Here is a 20531-nt window from a genome sequence, read left to right on the forward strand (position 1 = left end):
TTATTGATTGTCTTGTCCTAAAGATATCCTGCCTTCAGCAGTGTCTCGAATTAAAGGCAGTTTAGATTTTATGTAATTATCCAGGCTATTATCTGCCTGTTCATCAATTTCCTGTTTAGCTTTTAATTGTTGAAGCAGCAATTGTACTAGAGCCACATCATCAAACTGCAGTAAGGTGTTGACATTAGTAGACTCAATTACAGCCCAAAGTTGTCGCATCATTTTGGCAGTGATCATGAGTCTCTAACCTCTTAAGCTTTTCTTTATATTTACACAGTTTTCTTGTTTGTGCCTAATTTTTGTGGAAGAATTAATCAATCAACAAAATTACAACTAAATAAAGCAATTCAGTAGCTGGAAAATATTTACAGTCCTTGCGAATGAAGCGTACTCCTATGGGTTATCCGTACTCCTGTGGAGAAGCAAGCTACCCGTAGCGTTCCTTAGGGAAAAAGTACACTTTGCTCGTAATGAAATACTGTAATTAATTCTGTCCAAGTACTTATACCAGTCTGAAAAAACAATGCCACAAATACATGAGCTATGGACGCAAAGCTTTGCACCCATACACATGATTGATATGTAGCAAGATTTTTTCAATTGGTATTACCAGTCAGAGCCATATCCAAAACATAAAAGTTGGTTATAACTCTGGCTGCTTGGGTGAGTTAGAAGCGACGCTGCTGAAATGCTAATCAACTTTCACATCTAACAAACCCAAACAAGATGGTTAAAAATTTTTCTAGTAATTCACAATTTTTTACCGATAAATCTAGTCTGAGCAGCCGGATCGTAGAACCAAATTCTAAGTTTTACTCTATCTTCTCTAAACAAGAAGTTTTAGAGTTAATTCAGGCATTAGAGATTAGAAGAGAAATCCCTTTAAAGTATTCCTATAAAGGTAGAGGTGCAAAAATTTGGAATAATTATTATCAAAAATATATTACTCCTCAATGGTATCGCACCTCCAATGTAGAAATTGATTTATTAAATAAAAACTTTGAGTATGTTAATGGTAGTTATCAACATTGTACTCAAGTCAATATTATAGATGTTGGCGCAGGTAATTCTTACCCTGCCAAAAAATTAATTTCTCGGCTTGCTAAATTAAATAAAATTAATCAATATATTGCTTTGGATATTAGTAGTGAACTTTTAGAAGTATCAAAAGCCAACTTTACTAAATGGTTTCCTTTCATCAAATTTGACAGTGCCACAGTTGATATAGAAACTAGTGCCATTCCTCTAGAACTTTGCCAAAGCTCAACTTCTCAGGAAGATATAGCCAATATATTTTTACATCTAGGTGTGACTATCGGCAATCATCAAGATAGGATTAGGGCACTACAAAACTTCAGAAAGAGCATGAGTAAAAATGATTTACTTGTGTTCACTAACGAAATTGGCTCTAACTCGCAATGGGATGGTAAAGCTCGAGGAGGGTGTAAATATCATGTGGAAGAGCTATATGCATGGATTAAAAACAAGGTAGGAATTAAGGCAGAAGATTGCGAACTTGTCAGAAAATATGATGTAAAAACAGATAGTGTAACTGCCAATATAAAATTTAATCGCAATTACACTGTAACTTTTAACGAATTGGGCATAGATAAAAATTTTGCAGTTTTCAAAGATGAAGAAATTACAATTTGGCGACATCACAAGTATGAAATGCCTGAACTTATTCAAGAACTAGAAGAGGCTGGATTACAACTAGTTCACTCTAGCTGTAATAAATATTTTTCACATATTATGGTGATTTGTCAGGTTGCTAAGAATTAGAATCTGCATAAATACACGACTTACTCAACTGGCACAGTGATCCTCTGGCATAAGAGTTGCAACAGACGCGATTAATCGCGTCTGTACAAATGTCAAGGGACAAAAATTTAGGTTTTTTGGACTCTTGACATTTGAACGCCAGTTCACTCAACGGAGGGAACCTCCGCACGTGACTGGCTCCCCTAGACAAACCTAAACGAAAAAAAATATGACACTTGGTTAAAGGTTAAAGGTTTGTTATTCCCCTTTTCCCATTCCCTATTACCCTTTTTCCCCTTAACACCAAGTATTGGAGTGTGGATTACCCTACTTTAACTATCGGTACACACACCAAGCTTAATATTGCAAGTTTTGTAACGAAAAAGTTATCTTTATTTATATAAAGTTACTTTACTACCAACAGAGGTTTGAGATGACTATCTTAATTGCATTATTGGTTGTGGGTTGGGTAGCAGCTTCGGTTGTAGGCTCTCTAGCTTATTTCTTGGGAGAACAAAGCAAGCCTATCCACGAGCGTAACTGGCGTTCTGATGCCTTTGAAAGATTGTCAAAGTCGATCACAGGTAAAGAAATAGACTATAGTGAACGCACTCCTGCCTATGCAATGGATGCCTATGCTAGCCGCAATCTGCCTTTATAAAAATTAAGGTGGCTCGCCAGAATGTTAAAAAACACAAGCCCCAGTACCTATAAGCGGGGCTTTGCTTTACAAAAACTTCAATTAATTGACGTTATATGAAGAATATGTTAAATATATTAATATAAGCTTACAAAGCTAAGAAATCTAAATATTTGAACAACGACAACTAGGAAGAAAATCTGACATTTGGGTAATTTTAGGTTTTTCTTCATCAACCTCGGCACGTGCAGCCGAGGTTTTATTTTGGCTGTTGGGGATTGGGGATTAGGGATTGGGGATTGGGGATTGGGTAATGGGGAAAGGGGAAGGGGAAAAGGGAGATGAGAGAGAAATCTTTTAACTCAGCATTCAGCACTAAAAAAACTATCTGCCTGTTAGGTCAATGCTAGTAAAGGGCAATATAAACCCATAACCAGTAATTTGACTTGTATTGCTCTATGAGGAGTTTCTTTGATGATTCTGCAATTGATTCGTCAATTCAGCCATCTAAACGACATATTTTTATCAAAAACTCACGCAATGTGATGGAAGTGCTAGTGGTAGCAGAGGTTGAGACTCAAATTCAAGCTTTACCTGCTAAAACTGCTAGATATATCAACCCATCTGAGGTGACAGCTTATGCATTAAATCGTTTGCCTGCATTTTATGCCACTAGCAAGAGAGGTTGGCAAAGGCAATTACATCGCGGCAAAACAGAATTTCATCAGAAGATTTCCACGGCTGTACGTCAGGGAATTATCGCTGTACAACAAGATCCTCTACGTGCAGAGGATTTTCTGGATTTTCAAGAAGAAAATCCAGCACAGGCTACTTTACAAGCACTGCAAGTTTTGCTTCAAGAACCAGATTTATCTTGGGATAACTTAGCTGATGTAGTTGAAAAAACATTAATGAATACATTGCGAGGTAAGATTACCTGGCGTAAACCTGCTGGTTTAGATAATGAAATCTTTGATTGGGAAAAACATCCGCATAATCAAAGAGGATAATAAAAATCAAAGAATGCGGTAAATAGATGAGTAGGGGTGCAAAACTTTGCACCCTTAAATATCAGTAATATCTAGCTAAGAGGTTGTGAATTTGGATTACAGCAATTTTGATAATTAAGCTCTTCTACATTTAAATGGCATAATTTTGGCTGGCTAGATGTCCAATACCACAAACTGAAAAGACATCTTAAATATGCAAAATAGAAGTGGTTTCAATACTGCTCGTTTAAGGATTTTAAACTCTTAATTTGGTTTGGGTAAAAGGCTTCCCTGCGGGACGCTGTTCGCGAACGCCGTGAGCGTCAGCCAAACGGTTAAAGGTTTTTATTGCCCCTTTTGACCTTAACCGACAAGGATTGGCAGTGGTTTAGCTGATTAACCCAAAAATGTGCTTATTAAAGGCTAAAATCATCAGGGGAAATTTATGCACATTAATATATATTTATTGCTTGGTCATAAATATTGGAAAAAATTACATAATCGTGTAATTGTCATCATCCTTGGTATATTGTTAGGGCTATTGTTAACTCTATTACCTGTTGCTGCTCATAATTATTCACAGCCATTGATAGGGCAAAGATTATCAAATGTAGTACAACAAGAACAACAAGGTAGACAATATTACGAAGCTGGGCAGTTTGGGGAAGCCATCAAAATTTGGCAGCAAGTTTTACAAATCTACCAGGCGCAAAAAGATGAACTAAACCAAGCTAGAGTTCTCAATAACCTCTCATTGAGTTATCAACAATTAGGGCAGTGGTTGGAAGCTAAACAAGCAATTTCTAGTAGCCTGAAATTGTTAGATGTAAAAAGCGATCGCACTAAAGAAAATTTAAATGTCCTCGCTCAAGCTTTAAATACTCAAGGAAGTTTAGAGTTAGCAATTGGCAAGTCCGAAACGGCGCTAGCAACTTGGCAACAAGCAACTGCTACCTATACCAAGGCAGATAATGAGATAGGAGTAATTCGGAGTTTAATTAACCAATCTCAAGCTTTGAAGAATTTAGGCTTATATCGTCGCGCCTTATCAATCCTGACTCAAGTAAACGACATCCTCCAGAAGCAACCTGATTCTGCAATCAAAACGGCTGGATTACGTAGCTTGGGTTCTAGCCTACGTTTAGTCGGGAATTTGACACAAGCACAGCAGGTTTTACAACAAAGCCTAGCGATCGCAAAAAAATTACAGTCTCCTTTAGATATTAGTGCGGCGTTAATCGATTTGGGAAATGTTGCCCGGGCAAACCAAGATGCCGACTCAGCTTTGGGTTTCTATCAACAGGCGAGTGCGATCGCACCCTCGCCAATTCTCAAAATGCGATCGCAGTTGAATCAACTGAGCATTTTAATTGAGCAGAAAAAATGGACTTTGGCTCAAACTCTCTGGAGTCAAATTCAACCACAACTAGCTAATTTACCTCCCAGTCGTGCGTCGATTTATGCTCAACTGAACTTAGCCCAGAGTTTAATTCGCCTCCAACAGGCAGATCTTCCAGATGCTCCCACAATGGAAAGCATTGGTAAATTGCTGGCAAATAATCTGCAACAAGCAAAAACTTTGGGAGATAAACAAGCAGAAGCTTACGTATTAGGTAAACTGGGTAGACTTTACGAACAAACTCAGCAATGGCAAATTGCTCAAGAACTTACCCAACAAGCACTTGTACTCGCCCAAGCTATTAATACACCAGAAATTGCCTACCGTTGGCAATGGCAATTAGGGCGACTTTTGAAAAAACAAGGAGATGAAACTGGAGCGATCGCAGCCTACACTGAGGCTGTAAATACTCTCCACTCTTTACGAACCGATTTGGTGGCGATTGATCCAGATGTGCAATTTAGTTTTCGGGAAAGTGTAGAGCCAGTCTACCGAGAACTAGTCAGCTTACTTCTCAAACCAGGAAACTCTCAATCTAGTCAAAACACTCTCATTCCAGCTCGTCAATTGATTGAGTCTTTACACTCTCAACCTAGTCAAAAAGATATCATTCAAGCGCGTCAAGTGATTGAGTCTTTACAGTTGGCAGAACTCGATGACTTTCTGCGCGAAGCTTGTTTAGATAAAAAATACGCTCAAATCGATCAGTTAGATCCCCAAGCTGCAATCATCTATCCGATTATTTTGGCAGATAGATTAGAAGTGATTCTCAGCTTGCCAAAACAGCCACTACAAAACTATGCCACTGTTTTGCCGGAGGAGGAGCTGGAAACTATTGTAGAAAAATTCCGGAAAAAATTAGTTATTCGTTCTAAGCAAGACTTTCTACCATTATCTAAACAACTATATGATTGGTTGATTCGTCCAGTAGAAGCCGAACTAGTCAAAAGCGGCATTAAAACTTTAGTTTTTGTTCCAGATGGTGTTTTCCGAAATGTACCCTTAGCTGCTTTGCATGACGGGAAGCAATTTGTTATTGAAAAATATAGTGTTGCTTTAACACCAAGTTTACAATTACTACCTCCCAAGCGGTTGCAAAAGCGCAACTTTAAAGTACTGGGTGCTGGATTAACTGAGGCTAGACAAGGCTTTTCTCCCTTAGAGTATGTGGAAGAAGAATTAAAGAAAATCAAATCCGAAGTACCCAGCACAGTGCTGTTAAATGAGGAGTTCACTAGCAAAAATCTCAAAACCTATTTAAAATCCACTTTCTTTCCCATTGTTCATATTGCCACCCACGGTAAATTTAGCTCAAAGGCAATAGAAACCTTTATTTTGGCTTGGGATGAACAAATCAAAATTAATGAATTAGATAATTTACTCCAGATACCCGAACAGCAAAAGCAAGAATCTGTAGAACTGTTGGTTCTCAGTGCTTGCGAAACCGCAACAGGCGATAAGCGTGCAGCATTAGGTTTAGCAGGAATAGCAGTTAGAGCCGGAGCTAACAGCACTTTAGCAACATTATGGGCTGTTAACGATGAAGCCACAGCCAATTTAATGCGTTATTTCTACAAGTATCTGAGCAACACCCAAGAAGGGAAAGCCGAAGCCTTACGTCGTTCTCAGCTAGCCCTTTTAAAAGATCCGCAATATGAGCATCCAGTCTATTGGGCACCGTATATTTTAGTAGGTAACTGGCTTTAGGGTTGAGGGGGAAGGGGGAAGGGGAAAAGGGGGAAAGGGGAAAAAATAACAAACACCAATTACCAATTACCAATTACCAATTACCCATTACCATTCCCCATTCCCCATTCCCCAATGCCCCATGCCCCATGCCCAATGCCCTAAAATAATAAACAGCATTTAGTTTGGCATCTATCTGCCGTTTTTATACCAATGACTGAGCAACGTGATGCTGATTCATTGTCAGCAGATTCTCAGCAGTTAAGTGAAAGCAATAGCACAGAGTCGCAAAATCTACCTACGGCGCAACCTGCTGATGATTCGTGGAAAAACCGGATTACTGATGTTTGGCGCAAAGCAACACCGCGCCTAGATAAGCTATTACCTGTAGATGATTTAGCACAGAAAGTTGTGCAATGGTTTAGTGTTAGCGAAACCCAAATTGCTGAAATTTTGGAGACAGTTCGCGCTGAACTGCCAACTACGGAAGCTTTGTTAATTGGTAAACCCCAAGCTGGTAAAAGTTCGATAGTGCGGGGTTTGACAGGGGTTTCTGCGGAAATCGTTGGGCAAGGATTTCGCCCCCACACCCAACATACAGAGCGTTACGCCTATCCTTCCGATGATTTACCATTGCTAGTTTTCACGGATACGGTAGGGCTGGGAGATGTCACACAAGATACTCAAGCAATTATTCGCGAATTGATTGGCGATTTAGAACAATCCAGCCGCAGCGCCAGAGTTTTGATTCTGACGGTGAAAATTAACGATTTTGCTACGGATACATTACGTCAAATTGCCCAAGATTTGCGTCAGCAGTATCCAGATATTCCTTGTTTGTTAGCGGTTACCTGCTTACATGAGGTTTATCCGCCGGAAATCGCCGATCATCCAGATTACCCGCCAAACTATGAGGAAATTAATCGCGCCTTTGCAGCCATTCAAGAGGATTTTGCGAAAGTCTGTGACAGATCTGTCCTTATAGACTTTACTTTAGAAGAAGACGGTTACAACCCTGTATTCTATGGCTTAGAAGCTTTGCGAGATAACTTAGCCGAACTACTTCCCGAAGCCGAAGCCAAAGCAATTTATCAATTATTGGATCGAGAAGAGGCTGGTAAGCAACTAGGAAATCTTTACCGTGATACAGGACGACGTTACATTTTACCCTTTGCAATTATGGCAGCAACACTTGCAGCCGTACCACTACCATTTGCAACTATGCCCGTGCTGACTGCGTTACAAGTATCTATGGTAACTGCTTTAGGTAACTTATACGGGCAAACTTTAACCCCATCTCAAGCAGGGGGAGTTGTAAGTGCGATCGCAGGAGGTTTTCTCGCCCAAGCCATAGCCAGAGAACTGATCAAATTTATTCCCGGTTTCGGTAGCGTGATTGCTGCATCCTGGGCTGCTGCATACACTTGGTCACTTGGCGAAACAGCCTGTGTATACTTTGGTGACTTAATGGGTGGTAAAAAACCCGATCCAAAGAAGATTCAATCTGTAATGCAAGAAGCTTTCAAAGCAGCACAAGAAAGGTTTAAGGGTATTAAGCGTTAGGGTAGTTGAACAATTTCTCCCTTGAAAATCATTTGCCTAACTCATTTTTTTCTGTTTGGAATTACCAAACTGAGGAAATAAACTATAAATCCCACAAATCCTAACTCATTCCACAACCACTGCCTTAGTTGTTTACGATTACGAATGTGCTGGAAGTCCTTTAAATAATTCTCCAGACCTCGCACAGCAATCATTTGTTGTCGTGCAGATAGTAATCGCTGTTCTGAATTATTCATTTCTAATCGAGTATTTCGTATATCTTGAATAAATTTTTTAATTTCCTCCACACCACCAATTGTTTCTATTACTAGGTTTAATTCCTGAATTAAACTTTGAGTATATTGATTTTTTTGATCATATACATCTATGATATTTTTAACCTCAATCAATTTATTATCTATATTTTTATGAGATTCTTCGATTATTTGTTTTATTTTATTAACTTCTTGAAGTATATTCTGTGATTCTTGAAGATATTTTTTAACCTGTAATAATATATAGTTAGACTCTTCAGTAAAAGATTGAATTTCTTGTTTATTATTATTAATTTTATGAATTATTAGTTGTAAATCTCGTATAACATCTTCATTTATACCAAGTTCATGCAGATGATTTGGTATGTCTTGTAAAATTTGTAATTTCTCTTGTAGTTTTCTAGCTTCGTCTAAATGACTTAATGCACGATTTTCATGTTGATTTAAATCATCCTTCGCTTCTAATAGTTGTTCACGACTTAGATGAATTTCCTGAATAAGTTCTCGAACTTCATCAATTTCCTTAACTTTTTCGAGAATATTTTTGGCTTTATCTATAGATTTATTAATAACTATACATAAAGCTTCAAGTTCTTGGGAAACTTGTAAATCTGTCGGGAATTTATCATTCATAATTCACCTGTATTAGCAATCTTTTCTATAGCCGCATTGCAAAGTAGAGATATTAAATATCCTTCATCGCTTGATATTTCTTGCCTAAAAGGAAAATTTTCGGGGATATGCATTCCAATCTTTGTCAGGACTCTAGCAGCCTCATATACAAGTCCTTTTCTCTGAAGCTTATTGGCAATTCTTAATATTAAGTCTTCATATTCTTGGCTATTGATGCTTTGCAACTCAGATGCTACTTTAACTGCTTCCCAAGAACTATCTAAAGCCATTAAAAGTAAGCATTGCAGGGGAATGCGATCGCTATGACTATCAATTTGCTTAATTTGCCGTAATTCTTCCTCTAAACTTTCTTTAGAATGAGTCGCAAGGATTTTAATTGCTTGCTCCTCAATTTGTGTAACTGTGTCATTATCAATTCTTGCTAGCCTGAATGCAGCATAAGTATCCCAATAAATTTGTACAGGCTGATTATTTAAACCATCGTAAATGATGTTACATAATCCTGTGATATCTTTAAATAAGTGTTCTCCATTTGCCCACTCTGTAATCCAATCAAGAACATCTGCATTTGAAGTATTAAAAAATTGGCATTCTTGAAAATGCGATCTTTCAAATCTATTGATTTCATCAGTAGTTGCAATCACAAGTAATCGGTAACGCGGTCTGGTAAAAATCGTGTACCAATTATTTGCTTCTTCAAATGATGGTTGTCCCTGTCCTTTAAATACACAGAAAGCAACACAAGCATCAAACTCTCTACCTTTAGCTTGATGGAATTTTATATAGTCTAATCCTGGAAGATTACTGTATTGTTCGGGAATATCTTGATAAATTAGCTTGACTTGGCTAGAAAGAAGTCTCAATATAGAACGCTGTTCTAAAGCGCATGTATATCTTACTTTATCACTTAGGTCATTAAGAATTTTCAGCGCTTCTTCCTGTGATGTGCATTCTAGTATCCTCACAGGTTCACCTTGTTCAAAAGCATCTTCAGGTTGACTGACTTCAGGTAGTTTTTTACCTCCTGAACTTGCTCTCTGTGCAAATAGATGGAAACTATTAGCGAATTTTAGAATATATTTTGTATTGCGATAATTATATTTAAGGCTGTGTCTTCTATTCAGCTCTAAATGTCCCCAATTAAAATCTATGGGTGTAATTCTTTGATTCATATCACCCAATAGAAAAAGTATAGAAGCGTGATTATTACACTTTTGCCATCGCTCCAGCATTTTAACGATCGCTTTAATTTCATCTATCAGATAATCTTGAGCTTCATCAAATATGAACAGTGTCGTATTACTCTCCTTTAAAGGACGAGTATTTTCTGTAATTTCAGTTACTCCATCTATCCAGCTTATTCTATTTCCTAATCTATGCCTCCACCTAGGCAGATTAATTCTTTGCAGTTTTCCAATCCAATGCTCATTTTCTCGATAAATGGGATGGTCAAATTCAGGATGTTGATGTCTTTGGTCAATAAATGCTCTGAATAACATTAAATCGTGTATATGAAGAAATTCATGAGAAGAAATCACATGGATTCTTCGCGCTTCATCTTGTAAAGCTTGTAATTCTTCTGATGTTGTGGCTAATGTTTCATATATATCTGGTGCTGCTTGATATAACCATTCTGTAAAAGTTCCTACAAAAAAATTAGGTTTTCCAAGCTGTAATTTTTTTTTAATTTCACTAAATTCTTTAATTTCAGCACATAGATTTTCAGGCAGAATTAAAGCAATATTCCAATAATTTTGTGTATATAATTCACAAGCCATTAAAGCCGCACATACTGTTTTACCTGTACCTGGCGCACTTTGTACTAAAAGGCTATTAATATTACTATTACTATGGTTTGCTCCAAACTGTGGAGAGGAATTTCTTACTTCCTCAAAAATTGCTTTTTGTTCTTGAGTCAAAACAGGTGAATATAAATAACCACCATAAACAAATTGATGCCAAGAGTTAGTTTGAATAGGATTCCATATATATGTAGGAACATCTTCTACTGTTTTTTGTCCAAGTTCAAATACATCAGCTATATCTATTTCTGGGTTTCTATTTATATCCTCAATAATTTTTTTATAAATATCTTTACGTTGTCCTGCCATTAATATTAAAATCTGTCCTTTATTTTTCGTCCAAATCACTCTCACATCATGTTTTTTAGTTCTCCATAAATCTTTGTATCCCTCTAATTTTCGATGCTCACCCAGGTTACCTTCACTAATATTTTTAATTATTTCTGCTACCAGCTTAAAATATTCATGTGGTAATTTTTGAATTTCTCTGACAGCAGCGCGCACAATTCTAACGATATAAATAGGCATGAATATACCTCATATAAAATAATCTCATTAAGTTGATTATTTAAACAATGTCATTTAGATAATCATGAAGTTCAACTATTTAATTACATGAGCATTGTGCATAAAAATGTTTATCTATAGTTACTCTATTTGATTGGGAGAAATTAGTTACGTATGGAGCTAACTAGAAGCAGAAGAATAATTTTTTGAGTTGTACTGAGTGAGTATTTTGCACAAATCGAATGTGGCTGCTTTAAAAAAGAGTCAGCCGAAAATAATAGTATATTTATATACTATACAAATGTTGTCTTCCAGAAAATATTCAATACTGGAAGAGTTTGTAGCTATTTTTTATACTTTGCTTACAATATAATAGCCTAATAAAAAGCCAATTGCCTAGTAAGCAAATGATATTAGAATTAAGCCTTACTCACGCTAGGCTAAAACCCTATTTCTCGTGATTTTACTTAGTTTGAAAAATATTCTGTACCATTTTTTTATCTACACTGGCAGCAACTTGATCGAGTGCGGCTATCTCACCAGAATCTAACAGCCAACCTAAAGCACCAAGATTATCTTGTGCTTGTTGGAGATTCTTTGCGCCGGGAATGGGGATAGTTCCTTTGCTAATGCACCAGTTAATTGCTATTTGTGACATAGTTTTATTTCTTGATTCTGCCACCTCTTTTAAACAAGCTAAAAGTGGGTCAATTCCTGGTAGTAATTGTCTGAATAATAAACCACGAATCCCTTTAGGGAAGGGGCCTGTTTTGGAATATTTTCCTGTTAATAATCCTAATCCTAAAGGACTATAGGCAATTAATTTGATGCCCAAATCATCGCAAACTTGCTTCAGTTGCAGTTGGGTTACTGGATATGTGGAGAGTAGCGAGTATTGAACTTGCAGAGTTGCGATCGCAATTCCTCGTTCGGTAAATTTTTGATGCACGCGTTGCAGACGCTTTGGCCCGTAATTCGATAATCCTACAGCTTTGACTAATCCTTGCTCATAAAGGTCAGCTAGTCCATCTAAAAGCCTTTCTTCTTGCCAAGGTGCATAGTTGGCGGTAGGCCAATGCATTTGAACTAAGTCTACATTTCTTCCTAGCCTTTGGGCTGAAGCTTTGCCAGCTTGTACCATTGACTGACGCGTCCATCTCCAAGGATAAGCAGCCAGCTTGGTAGCAATGCAAATCTTTTGGGCGTTGATACCCTGATATTCTCGAGCAAATTTGCCTAGCAGTATCTCACTGCGTCCCTTGAGTTTTCCTGTTCCGTAAGAATCACCTGTATCAAATAAGGTTACACCGTTACTCACACAAAGGTTAAAAACGGCTTGCAACTGCTCATCCATACTTTGATCGTATCCCCAGAGCAGCTGGTTTCCCCATGCCCAAGTTCCACAACCCATTATTGGGAGTGATAATTCCTGGTTAATGTGCATATTGACTCACTGTAGATTTCCTGATTCCCTGCCAACAAGGTTGCTCAAAGTTCATTATCAGATAATTTCGCAACGCAATACCTTAGTTAAGGAACTTGCAATTAAAAAAATCATCCATCGCTTTAGCAAGCAGGGAGAGCAGAGAAAGTCGACGCAATTAAAAGAATTTCATCACCATAAATGCAAGTCTTTCTTTCCCATGACCTATGCCCATTTTAAAGTTAGTCCCTCACACCTGGATAATTTATGATTCTTTATAATATTTTTCAGTAGAATTACTATTGAATTTTGACATCTTTAAAACATATTTTTTCTGCATGAAGTTTCTAAAAATACTTTAAAGAGTACTTTCCAATCTTCCTTAGTAAGAGTTAATTTTATAACTACATTATTTGTAAATTAAGGAGAAATCCGGAAAATGAAAACCAAAAAACATAACTCTAGCAAGCATCAAAAAGATCACAAAATTATGCAGATATCACAGTTTACTGAATTAAGCGATTCAGAACTGGAAATAGTAGTAGGTGGCTGGGGAACTCCTTTACAACCACCACCACCTGGCGGTACTGGCGGTGGTTGTACTGGTTTTATAGTCCTGGGTAGCATTTAATGCCTTACTAACCCTTAATAAATAAGGTGTTCTGTTACCTAAAAACAACTTGATTCTTAGCTAAATAAGGATTTATTCAAGGTGCAATTATCAAACATAAACCCCCGTCCACACAATGGTTTCGGGGGTTTTAGTTTGTGCAAAAATAGTCACGAATGGGGAAAGGTAAGGGTGAAAAGTTCTGTTAACCTTTGAATAGAGACGCGATGAATCACGTCTCTACAGGTTTTGACTTCCTTGTAGCAGTGCTAGTATCATCCTCCAAAGGTAATTTGGTGCATGACAATGCGGAAGTTAAATAAACAAGCACTAATTTGGCTGTGTGCAGGAATTATTATTTTAGGTTTGATGGGATGCGATCGCCTTTTCCCTGCTTCTGGGGATGCTGTTGAGCGTATCAGTGATGGTGATACCCTAACTGTGAAAGACCCTAATGGTAACAAATTCAGCGTCCGCTTTGCCTGCATGGATGCGCCAGAAGTACCACATACCAACAAGGAAAAGCAAAGTAAACGCGCTAGCGATCGCAATCAATTTACCTGGGGTGCGAAAGCACAGGAACGCTTACAGCAGTTGGTTAAGCAAGGAGGCGATCGCGTAACTTTGAATATTACCGATAGCGATCGCTATGGCAGAAAAGTGGCGGAAGTACGCTTAAAAGATGGTACGTTTGTGCAACAAGTTTTACTGCGGGAAGGATTGGCGAAGGTTTATCGTCCTTATTTAAATAAGTGTCCCAGTAAAGATTTAGTGCAGCAAGCCGAAGCGGAAGCGCAGCAACAAAAGCGTGGGATTTGGGGTGATGCTAAGTTTGTTAATCCTTGGGAATATCGGAGTTTAAGTAAGCTGTAATTCGTAATTAAGAAACAATACTGATCTGTTAAGGATTTTTAACTCTTAATTTGGTTTTGGGAAAAGGTGAAAGGGTAAGGGGAAAAGGGGCAAGAAAAAACTTTTTTCCTTTACCCTTTTGCCTTTAACCGACAAGTATTGAATTAAGAAATTAATATACAGGGGTTTGTTGTCGTGCAGTGCACCATTAAGGATTTAAAAAAGTGCGTTAGCCTCCGGCATCATACACTTTATTGAACCAGGAATTACGCAAGCAAAATTTGTCATTGCGACCGGAATGAAGTTTAGGGAAGCAATCCCAGAATCTCAGGCGATTACGTCGCTGCGCTCGTAATGACGTAATTACGTAACTTTTGCGTAATACCAATTCAAATTATGTTTGCGACAGATAAATTCTTTGTAGGGGCACGGCACCAATAAGATATTTGATATGCCAAAAGATTGTGGATGCCGTGCCCCTACCTACCCATCTGTTGCGTTCTTTTTTCAAAATAGTATAAGTCCTATGAACTAAATTATATATGACAATTATTTTTGTAATTAATATCATAATTAGCACAATTATTCGTAAGGGCATGGCAGTGCCATGCCCTGACAATTATCTGTACCTCAGCAACTTGCAATCTGCTGTATTTACCGATATTCTAGAGATGCAAAATAGATGTGGTTTAGCTGATAAATTACCTGTAGCTAGATTAGGCAGTTACTACATTATCATTTGCGTTTTTTTCTGCACTATTTTTTAAGCGGGTTAATCGGCTTTTGCGGATACGATCGCTTTCTTTAACCCCACCTGCAAATTCATATTCACTACTGTCTTTGCCGTATTTAAAACCAACTCCCACCAGCATTTTATCTGAAATCAGGCTTAAGCTTTTTTCTATCTCGTCTAGCTTGGTTCTAGAAGAGTCAATTAAAGCTATCGCATCGTTATATTCATTCAGCATCGTTTGAAATTGCTGCATTAATTGAGTTAGGTTTTGCAAGTTGCAGTTATCATCAAAAGTTATATTGGGATCAATAGCTTTCATCCTGGTGACTCTAAATTGAGCTTTTTCTAAAATCCGGGATGTACGTTGCTTACGAGCCATATTTTACTCCTTCACTAGCTCTCAAAAGCTAGTTTGGCTCAATTAAGCTATGTTCCGGTTCAGCAAAAATCGCAAATTTTTCAGATAATTTTTGATTTATACCAGTGATTATTCTGAATTTAATCACACAGGGCTGATTTTCAGAGAAATAATCTGTTTAGGTTTCAGGAATATGTGATGATGACAGCTTAGGTGATGCCTACCACAGGCTCAACCTCTGCACTTTCATGTAGAGTTAAGTGCGATCGCTTCAACAATAAGCCTTAATGGTCGAGGTTTAAGGGTTAATGTTGTAACTTTAAGGCTTAATGGTCGAGGTTTAAGGGTTAATGTTGTAACTTTAAGGCTTAATGGTCAAGGTTTAAGGGTTAATGTTGTAACCTTAAGGCTTAATGGTCAAGGTTGATGACTAAAGTTGATTGGCGATCGCATTTCGTTCAAGCTGGGGCGATCGCACTTTACAATAGTTGTCGCATATTTGAACCACATCTATCGTAGGGGCACGGCATCCACAGACTTTCGGAGATACACATATCTTATCGGTGCCGTGCCCTACCAAGTAATTCATCTTCGCTGAAGATACTGAGGTGCATAAGGTAGCAAAAATATTTATTCAGGCGAACTTTTATACCCCCACAGTGCCAGGTAACGAATTTATGAAATGTCGATTTTATCGTGTATTAGGGACTTTTAATAAATATTTAGAAATTTCTCAAAGCCTTAGGTGTTAAACTTTACAAGCCTCGATACGCGTGAAGAGAACTACAAACGACCACGACACATTTCCAAAAATGGCAACGAACGAACGCCTACATAAAATAGGGAGATATCCCTCTGGTACTGAGGTATCAAAAATAACTTTATCGTAATCAATCCAGTTGCTTTCCACTCTCCATCCTACGCGATCGCCAAATTGTTTCCAGGCTTCCTCGTCATATTTACCATCTGGCTTACCACCAACACTCAAGTAAATTTCTTTCTGAACGCTAAAGCCAAATCGTCCATTGCTATATTTTGTCCATAGGCGATCAATCGTGCGGAGGTCAGTACAAGGAAAGTTTAATAATTCTTCTGTATTAAAGTAATGACCATTATTCTGACCTATAGCCTGAACCATTACTAAATATGTTTCCATATCAGCATCTTTCCAGTTCTCTGCTGCTAGCAAGTCGCGCAGCCTGGTATAGTCTACGCCTTTTTCTGTACTAAGATCATCGTCTTGTTTCGCTGTCGGTTCTTTAGTATCAATTGTTGAAATTGGTTGCGGGGAAATAATTTTACTTGCCGAAATTGACTGCTGAGGAATCAAGCGATTATGTATAGCTGCAATATCCTCATCTCGAAGTTTAAGAATTTGCTGTAATCGCCGTAAATCATCAAGAGTTCCATCACTAAGAATCGGTTCTTCTTCTAAAGCCTCAGTCAGGCTTTGTTCGTATTCCTGCAAGCTTTCTTCTAACTCACGGAATGGTTTGAGAACTTCTTCTTCTATCGCTGCTGCTACTTCCGAATTTAACCCCAACTCAGTTTGTCTACGAACTAAAACTTTGCGTCCTACAACCGAAACGCGACCATTTCTAATACGTTGCTCAACTTCTTTGCGATACTCTAATTGCGAATCGCCTACTGGTGCTTTAGCTAGGCGAATTGTATAACCTTCTTTGACTGCAAATATTTCTGGTTTCATCGCTGGCTTGGCTTCCAGCACCTTGCGCTTGGCATATTCATGCAGTTCAGCTACAGTCACAAAACCATCGTTATCATTATCAGCTGCGCCTGTTTCAATTCCCTCAATTAAATAGCGGGTGTAAACTGCGCCTCCCGAATCTTCAAAGGATTTTTGTGTAGCTGTGGAAGAGGTTAACACAGCTCTACCTTCACCACCTAATTGCTCAACAATTTCATTTTTAATGCTGAGATTGGAAATTTCTTTTGCACTCATCCCCTCAGCAAAAGCACCGCTAAAACAACAGTCAAGAATTAATACTTGTCGCTTCGATTTGCTGCGACTCATGTAATTTTGATGGATGAACTTAGCATCTACTGCTGTACCAATTCTAACTAAACCCTGGGGATTAATTTGAGTATTGCGGCTGACAAAAAATAAATTTCCGTCTTCATGTCTGTAGCCATGTCCAGAAAAATAGAGCAGTACTACGTCATCTTTTTGGCATTTTTCCATGAATAACTGCTCAATTTCTGAGCGCATAGTATCAGAATCAGGATTAGGCAAAACTTTGACTTCCTTAAAGCCGCCTATCTCTAAATTCTCCAAAACACGCTGCATTGCTTCAATATCTTTGACTACTCCAGATAAATTATTTATCTTCGGAGACTCATATTCACTAGCACCAATTAGCAATGCATATTTCGCCATTTTGCTTGCTTAGTTCCGTTGAAATACAGAATTTTCCCTAATTCTATATTTTATACAGGATAAAGCTGAGGGATTCCGTGCATTAAACCTCTTGCAAGAGGTGGGGAAAGGGAAAAGGTTAAAGGGGAAGGGTAAAAGAGAAAACCTTTCCCCTTTTCCGCCTTTTCGCAACTTCTGAATTGTTGGTGGTGCGTTGCGCTGCGCGACAACACACCCTACGCCAGCACTTACTGCTGCACAGATCCCCGACTTTTTCAAAAAGTCGGGGATCTAAATCCTGCTAAAGAGTAAGTGACATTTTGCCCCACGCTGTTTAAATTAAAGGGGCGATCGCTCTTGCAATTTAGCTTTTAAACGGAGAGGGAGGGATTCGAACCCTCGTATACGTTGCCGCATAACAGCATTTCCAGTGCTGCGCCTTCAACCACTCGGCCACCTCTCCAGGTGCCACGATTTACAATTCTAAGGTGAAATCGCAAAAAATGCAAAGATAATTAAGAAGATATTTGAGAAAAAATCAAAAGTTCCCAATCATCATGTCCCAAACATACAAGATTAGAGTTCGCGATCGCAATACTGGCAAGGAATACACCATACAAGTGCCGGAAGACCGCTACATTTTGCACAGCGCTGAACAACAAGGAACAGAATTGCCGTTTTCTTGCCGCAATGGTGCTTGTACTACTTGTGCTGTGCGGGTACTTTCGGGAGAAATTTACCAGCCAGAGGCAATTGGACTATCGCCAGAGTTGCGGCGCAAGGGATATGCCTTATTATGTGTGAGTTATCCCCGTTCGGATATAGAAGTGGAAACCCAAGACGAAGATGAAGTTTATGAACTTCAGTTTGGACGCTTTTTTGCACGGGGTAAAGTGAGGGCGGGTTTACCGTTGGATGAAGATTAAACAATTGAAAATACACAATTCAAAATCACGAGATGCAATCTTGGCAATCCTGGCTATTGATTAGTAGCTGTCGGCAGGGTAGATATAACGGTGTGAAGGTACAAATTCAGGCTATGGCAGCGCATTTTGGCGTATTAGTGCGAAAAATATTAATTTTGGCTTGCCTATTACTGCTAGTGAGTTGTCAAGGCAAAAGCCAGCCTACCGCTAATCAAGCACAGGTAAAAGTGGCGCGGGTGGTGAGTGGGCAAAGTTTGGAAGTTTTAGGCATGGCTGAACAACCAAACTTAATTTCCCCGGTGCGATTAATTGGTATTGAAGCACCAGATCTCCGCCAGCGCCCTTGGGGTGATGATGCTAAAGACGAATTAGAGAAAATGATTGGAGGCGCAGAACAAATCGTCACCCTAGAGTTGGACATTGAAGACAAAGATAAAATTGGTCGGACTGTAGCCTATGTATGGAAAGATAAATTGTTGTTAAACGAAGAAATAGTCAAAAAAGGCTATGCATTATTTGTACCGCGATCGCCTAATCATAAATACGACCAGCGTTTAGAACGTGCCCAACAATGGGCAAGAATCATGGGGCAAGGCATTTGGCAACCAGAAAAACCCATGCGCCTGACTCCCGCAGAGTTTCGGCGGCAGTATCGGTGAGTGGGGGATTGGGGATTGGGGACTGGGGATTGGGGATTGGGGACTGGGGATTGGGGACTGGGGACTGGGGACTGGGGATGAGGGAGATGAGGGAGATGAGGGAGATGAGGGAGATGAGGGAGATGAGGGAGATGAGGGAGCAGGAGTGCAGGGGAGAATAGCCATTACTCATTACTCATTACCCCATGCCCAATGCCCCATGCCCAATGCCCAATGCCCAATGACAAATGACAAATGACTAATAACAAATGACAAACCTACAAATATTTCTAGATATAGCTACAGAAGCGGCTTTGGCTGCTGGTGAGGTTTTGCAAGGCTATTGGGGGAAGTTAGAAGATGCAATTACAGAAAAAGGCCGTCCTGGTGATTTAGTTACCGCCGCTGATAAGGCTTCGGAAGTGGTAGTTTTGGAGGTTTTGCGTCGCCATTTTCCCCAGCATTCGATTTTGGCTGAGGAATCTGGGAAATTAGGCAATCAAGATAGTGAATATCTTTGGGCAATTGATCCTTTAGATGGCACAACAAACTATGCTCACCAATATCCTTGTTTTGCTGTTTCTATTGGGTTGCTAATTAATGGCGTTCCCCAAGTAGGTGTAATTTATAATCCTGCTAGTAATGAGCTATTTCGGGCTGCTGCTGGTTTGGGTGCTACACGCAATCGCCGCCCGATCAAGGTTTCCGATAGTTCTGAATTGAGGAAAAGTTTGCTAGTCACTGGCTTTGCCTACGATCGCAGAGAAACCTCTGATAATAATTATGCAGAATTTTGTCACCTCACCCATTTAACTCAAGGTGTCAGGCGTAGCGGTTCCGCCGCAATGGATTTAGCTTATGTAGCCTGTGGGCGATTTGATGGCTACTGGGAAAGGGGACTTTCCCCTTGGGATATGGCTGCGGGTATTATCCTCCTTCTAGAAGCTGGCGGCAAAGTCACAGCCTACGATCGCACTGCTTTTAAAATCGAAACGGGAAGAATCCTCGCTACTAATGGCTACCTCCACGACACCCTCAGCCACGAATTAATGAACACCCCACCGTTATCAAGTTGGAAATGAGAATGGGGCATGGGGCATTGGGCATTGGGTATGGGGCATGGGGCATGGGGCATTGGGCATGGGGCATGGGGCATGGGGCATTGGGTAATGAGTAATGAGTAATGAGTAATGAGTAATGGCTATTCTCCCCTGCACTCCTGCTCCCTCTGCTCCCTCTGCTCCCTCTGCTCCCTCATCTCCCTCATCTCCCTCTGCTCCCTCTGCTCCCTCATCTCCCTCATCCCCAGTCCCCAATCCCCATTACCCCTTATCCCCAGAGGGGGCCCCGAGTTCCCCAATCCCCAATCCCCAATCTCCA

Annotated in this window: 18 protein-coding genes and 1 tRNA gene; 11 read left to right on the top strand and 8 right to left on the bottom strand. The window is 39.3% G+C overall.

Annotation, left to right across the window (positions count from 1 at the left end; all coding sequences use genetic code 11):
* On the bottom strand, positions 1-237 hold the full coding sequence (locus tag HGR01_RS33850; protein WP_045867943.1) for a hypothetical protein: 237 nt from the start codon (positions 235-237) through the stop codon (positions 1-3).
* Positions 238-726: 489 nt separating this feature from the next.
* Here HGR01_RS33850 and HGR01_RS33855 point away from each other — a divergent pair, with 489 nt between their 5' ends.
* The 5 genes from HGR01_RS33855 (at position 727) to HGR01_RS33875 (ending at position 8038) form a co-directional block, all read left to right on the top strand.
* Positions 727-1782 (top strand): L-histidine N(alpha)-methyltransferase, encoded by a 1056-nt coding sequence (locus HGR01_RS33855; protein WP_045867942.1) that lies wholly within the window; start codon positions 727-729, stop codon positions 1780-1782.
* Between the two features lie 412 nt (positions 1783-2194).
* Positions 2195-2422, top strand: a complete 228-nt coding sequence (locus HGR01_RS33860; RefSeq protein ID WP_045867941.1) for a photosystem II protein, Psb35-related — start codon at positions 2195-2197, stop codon at positions 2420-2422.
* A 437-nt stretch (positions 2423-2859) separates the two neighbouring features.
* On the top strand, positions 2860-3411 hold the full coding sequence (locus tag HGR01_RS33865; RefSeq protein ID WP_045867940.1) for a late competence development ComFB family protein: 552 nt from the start codon (positions 2860-2862) through the stop codon (positions 3409-3411).
* A 424-nt stretch (positions 3412-3835) separates the two neighbouring features.
* The gene (locus tag HGR01_RS33870; protein ID WP_045867939.1) at positions 3836-6496 is read left to right on the top strand and encodes a CHAT domain-containing protein; all 2661 of its coding nucleotides are present in this window, start codon (positions 3836-3838) and stop codon (positions 6494-6496) included.
* Positions 6497-6688: 192 nt separating this feature from the next.
* On the top strand, positions 6689-8038 hold the full coding sequence (locus HGR01_RS33875) for a GTPase family protein (protein WP_045867938.1): 1350 nt from the start codon (positions 6689-6691) through the stop codon (positions 8036-8038).
* Positions 8039-8079: 41 nt separating this feature from the next.
* Here HGR01_RS33875 and HGR01_RS33880 read toward each other — a convergent pair whose 3' ends face one another.
* From HGR01_RS33880 to HGR01_RS33890, 3 genes are all read right to left on the bottom strand, one after another.
* Positions 8080-8925 carry a hypothetical protein gene (locus HGR01_RS33880; RefSeq protein ID WP_045867937.1) on the bottom strand — a complete coding sequence of 282 codons (846 nt, stop codon included), beginning with the start codon at positions 8923-8925 and terminating at the stop codon, positions 8080-8082.
* The gene (locus HGR01_RS33885; protein WP_045867936.1) at positions 8922-11255 is read right to left on the bottom strand and encodes a hypothetical protein; all 2334 of its coding nucleotides are present in this window, start codon (positions 11253-11255) and stop codon (positions 8922-8924) included. Before HGR01_RS33885 ends, HGR01_RS33880 begins: the two co-directional genes overlap by 4 nt.
* A gap of 442 nt (positions 11256-11697) precedes the next feature.
* On the bottom strand, positions 11698-12678 hold the full coding sequence (locus HGR01_RS33890; RefSeq protein ID WP_045867935.1) for an aldo/keto reductase: 981 nt from the start codon (positions 12676-12678) through the stop codon (positions 11698-11700).
* A 418-nt stretch (positions 12679-13096) separates the two neighbouring features.
* Between HGR01_RS33890 and HGR01_RS33895 the strand changes: the two genes are divergently transcribed.
* Positions 13097-13288: a hypothetical protein gene (locus tag HGR01_RS33895; protein ID WP_045867934.1), complete on the top strand. Its 192-nt coding sequence runs from the start codon at positions 13097-13099 to the stop codon at positions 13286-13288.
* 285 nt (positions 13289-13573) lie between these two features.
* Positions 13574-14140 (top strand): thermonuclease family protein, encoded by a 567-nt coding sequence (locus HGR01_RS33900; protein ID WP_081583922.1) that lies wholly within the window; start codon positions 13574-13576, stop codon positions 14138-14140.
* A gap of 695 nt (positions 14141-14835) precedes the next feature.
* On the opposite strand, the gene HGR01_RS33905 is transcribed toward HGR01_RS33900, so the two are convergent.
* The 3 genes from HGR01_RS33905 to HGR01_RS33920 all read right to left on the bottom strand — a co-directional run bounded on the left by HGR01_RS33905 (position 14836) and on the right by HGR01_RS33920 (position 18050).
* Positions 14836-15231, bottom strand: coding sequence for a hypothetical protein (locus HGR01_RS33905; protein ID WP_045867932.1), 396 nt, complete (start codon positions 15229-15231; stop codon positions 14836-14838).
* Positions 15232-15958: 727 nt separating this feature from the next.
* Positions 15959-17608: a caspase, EACC1-associated type gene (locus HGR01_RS42015; protein ID WP_045867931.1), complete on the bottom strand. Its 1650-nt coding sequence runs from the start codon at positions 17606-17608 to the stop codon at positions 15959-15961.
* A gap of 355 nt (positions 17609-17963) precedes the next feature.
* Positions 17964-18050, bottom strand: a tRNA-Ser gene (locus tag HGR01_RS33920).
* 94 nt (positions 18051-18144) lie between these two features.
* Here HGR01_RS33920 and HGR01_RS33925 point away from each other — a divergent pair.
* The 4 genes from HGR01_RS33925 (at position 18145) to HGR01_RS33940 (ending at position 20233) form a co-directional block, all read left to right on the top strand.
* Positions 18145-18513, top strand: a complete 369-nt coding sequence (locus tag HGR01_RS33925) for a 2Fe-2S iron-sulfur cluster-binding protein (protein WP_045867930.1) — start codon at positions 18145-18147, stop codon at positions 18511-18513.
* A gap of 113 nt (positions 18514-18626) precedes the next feature.
* The gene (locus HGR01_RS33930) at positions 18627-19172 is read left to right on the top strand and encodes a thermonuclease family protein (protein ID WP_045868834.1); all 546 of its coding nucleotides are present in this window, start codon (positions 18627-18629) and stop codon (positions 19170-19172) included.
* An 8-nt stretch (positions 19173-19180) separates the two neighbouring features.
* The gene (locus tag HGR01_RS33935) at positions 19181-19333 is read left to right on the top strand and encodes a hypothetical protein (protein WP_264264597.1); all 153 of its coding nucleotides are present in this window, start codon (positions 19181-19183) and stop codon (positions 19331-19333) included.
* An 87-nt stretch (positions 19334-19420) separates the two neighbouring features.
* Positions 19421-20233, top strand: a complete 813-nt coding sequence (locus tag HGR01_RS33940) for an inositol monophosphatase family protein (protein ID WP_045867929.1) — start codon at positions 19421-19423, stop codon at positions 20231-20233.
* On the opposite strand, the gene HGR01_RS33945 is transcribed toward HGR01_RS33940, so the two are convergent.
* A complete protein-coding gene (locus HGR01_RS33945; protein ID WP_071989337.1) occupies positions 20219-20467 on the bottom strand; it encodes a hypothetical protein in 249 nt (82 codons plus the stop codon). The genes HGR01_RS33940 and HGR01_RS33945 overlap by 15 nt on opposite strands.
* Positions 20468-20531: the final 64 nt, after the last annotated feature.

Origin of the sequence: Tolypothrix sp. PCC 7712, assembly GCF_025860405.1 — a bacterium.
GTDB classification, from domain to species: domain Bacteria; phylum Cyanobacteriota; class Cyanobacteriia; order Cyanobacteriales; family Nostocaceae; genus Aulosira; species Aulosira diplosiphon.

What these genes read in the sequence shown, in the direction of transcription:
- HGR01_RS33860 (WP_045867941.1), top strand. Translation starts at nt 2,195, where the DNA reads ATGACTATCTTAATTGCATTATTGGTTGTGGGTTGGGTAGCAGCTTCG.
- HGR01_RS33875 (WP_045867938.1), top strand. Translation starts at nt 6,689, where the DNA reads ATGACTGAGCAACGTGATGCTGATTCATTGTCAGCAGATTCTCAGCAG.
- HGR01_RS33940 (WP_045867929.1), top strand. Translation starts at nt 19,421, where the DNA reads ATGACAAACCTACAAATATTTCTAGATATAGCTACAGAAGCGGCTTTG.
- HGR01_RS33855 (WP_045867942.1), top strand. Translation starts at nt 727, where the DNA reads ATGGTTAAAAATTTTTCTAGTAATTCACAATTTTTTACCGATAAATCT.
- HGR01_RS33925 (WP_045867930.1), top strand. Translation starts at nt 18,145, where the DNA reads ATGTCCCAAACATACAAGATTAGAGTTCGCGATCGCAATACTGGCAAG.
- HGR01_RS33850 (WP_045867943.1), bottom strand. Translation starts at nt 237, where the DNA reads ATGATCACTGCCAAAATGATGCGACAACTTTGGGCTGTAATTGAGTCT.
- HGR01_RS42015 (WP_045867931.1), bottom strand. Translation starts at nt 17,608, where the DNA reads ATGGCGAAATATGCATTGCTAATTGGTGCTAGTGAATATGAGTCTCCG.
- HGR01_RS33870 (WP_045867939.1), top strand. Translation starts at nt 3,836, where the DNA reads ATGCACATTAATATATATTTATTGCTTGGTCATAAATATTGGAAAAAA.
- HGR01_RS33900 (WP_081583922.1), top strand. Translation starts at nt 13,574, where the DNA reads ATGCGGAAGTTAAATAAACAAGCACTAATTTGGCTGTGTGCAGGAATT.
- HGR01_RS33890 (WP_045867935.1), bottom strand. Translation starts at nt 12,678, where the DNA reads ATGCACATTAACCAGGAATTATCACTCCCAATAATGGGTTGTGGAACT.
- HGR01_RS33930 (WP_045868834.1), top strand. Translation starts at nt 18,627, where the DNA reads ATGGCAGCGCATTTTGGCGTATTAGTGCGAAAAATATTAATTTTGGCT.
- HGR01_RS33885 (WP_045867936.1), bottom strand. Translation starts at nt 11,255, where the DNA reads ATGCCTATTTATATCGTTAGAATTGTGCGCGCTGCTGTCAGAGAAATT.
- HGR01_RS33880 (WP_045867937.1), bottom strand. Translation starts at nt 8,925, where the DNA reads ATGAATGATAAATTCCCGACAGATTTACAAGTTTCCCAAGAACTTGAA.
- HGR01_RS33905 (WP_045867932.1), bottom strand. Translation starts at nt 15,231, where the DNA reads ATGGCTCGTAAGCAACGTACATCCCGGATTTTAGAAAAAGCTCAATTT.
- HGR01_RS33865 (WP_045867940.1), top strand. Translation starts at nt 2,860, where the DNA reads ATGAGGAGTTTCTTTGATGATTCTGCAATTGATTCGTCAATTCAGCCA.
- HGR01_RS33895 (WP_045867934.1), top strand. Translation starts at nt 13,097, where the DNA reads ATGAAAACCAAAAAACATAACTCTAGCAAGCATCAAAAAGATCACAAA.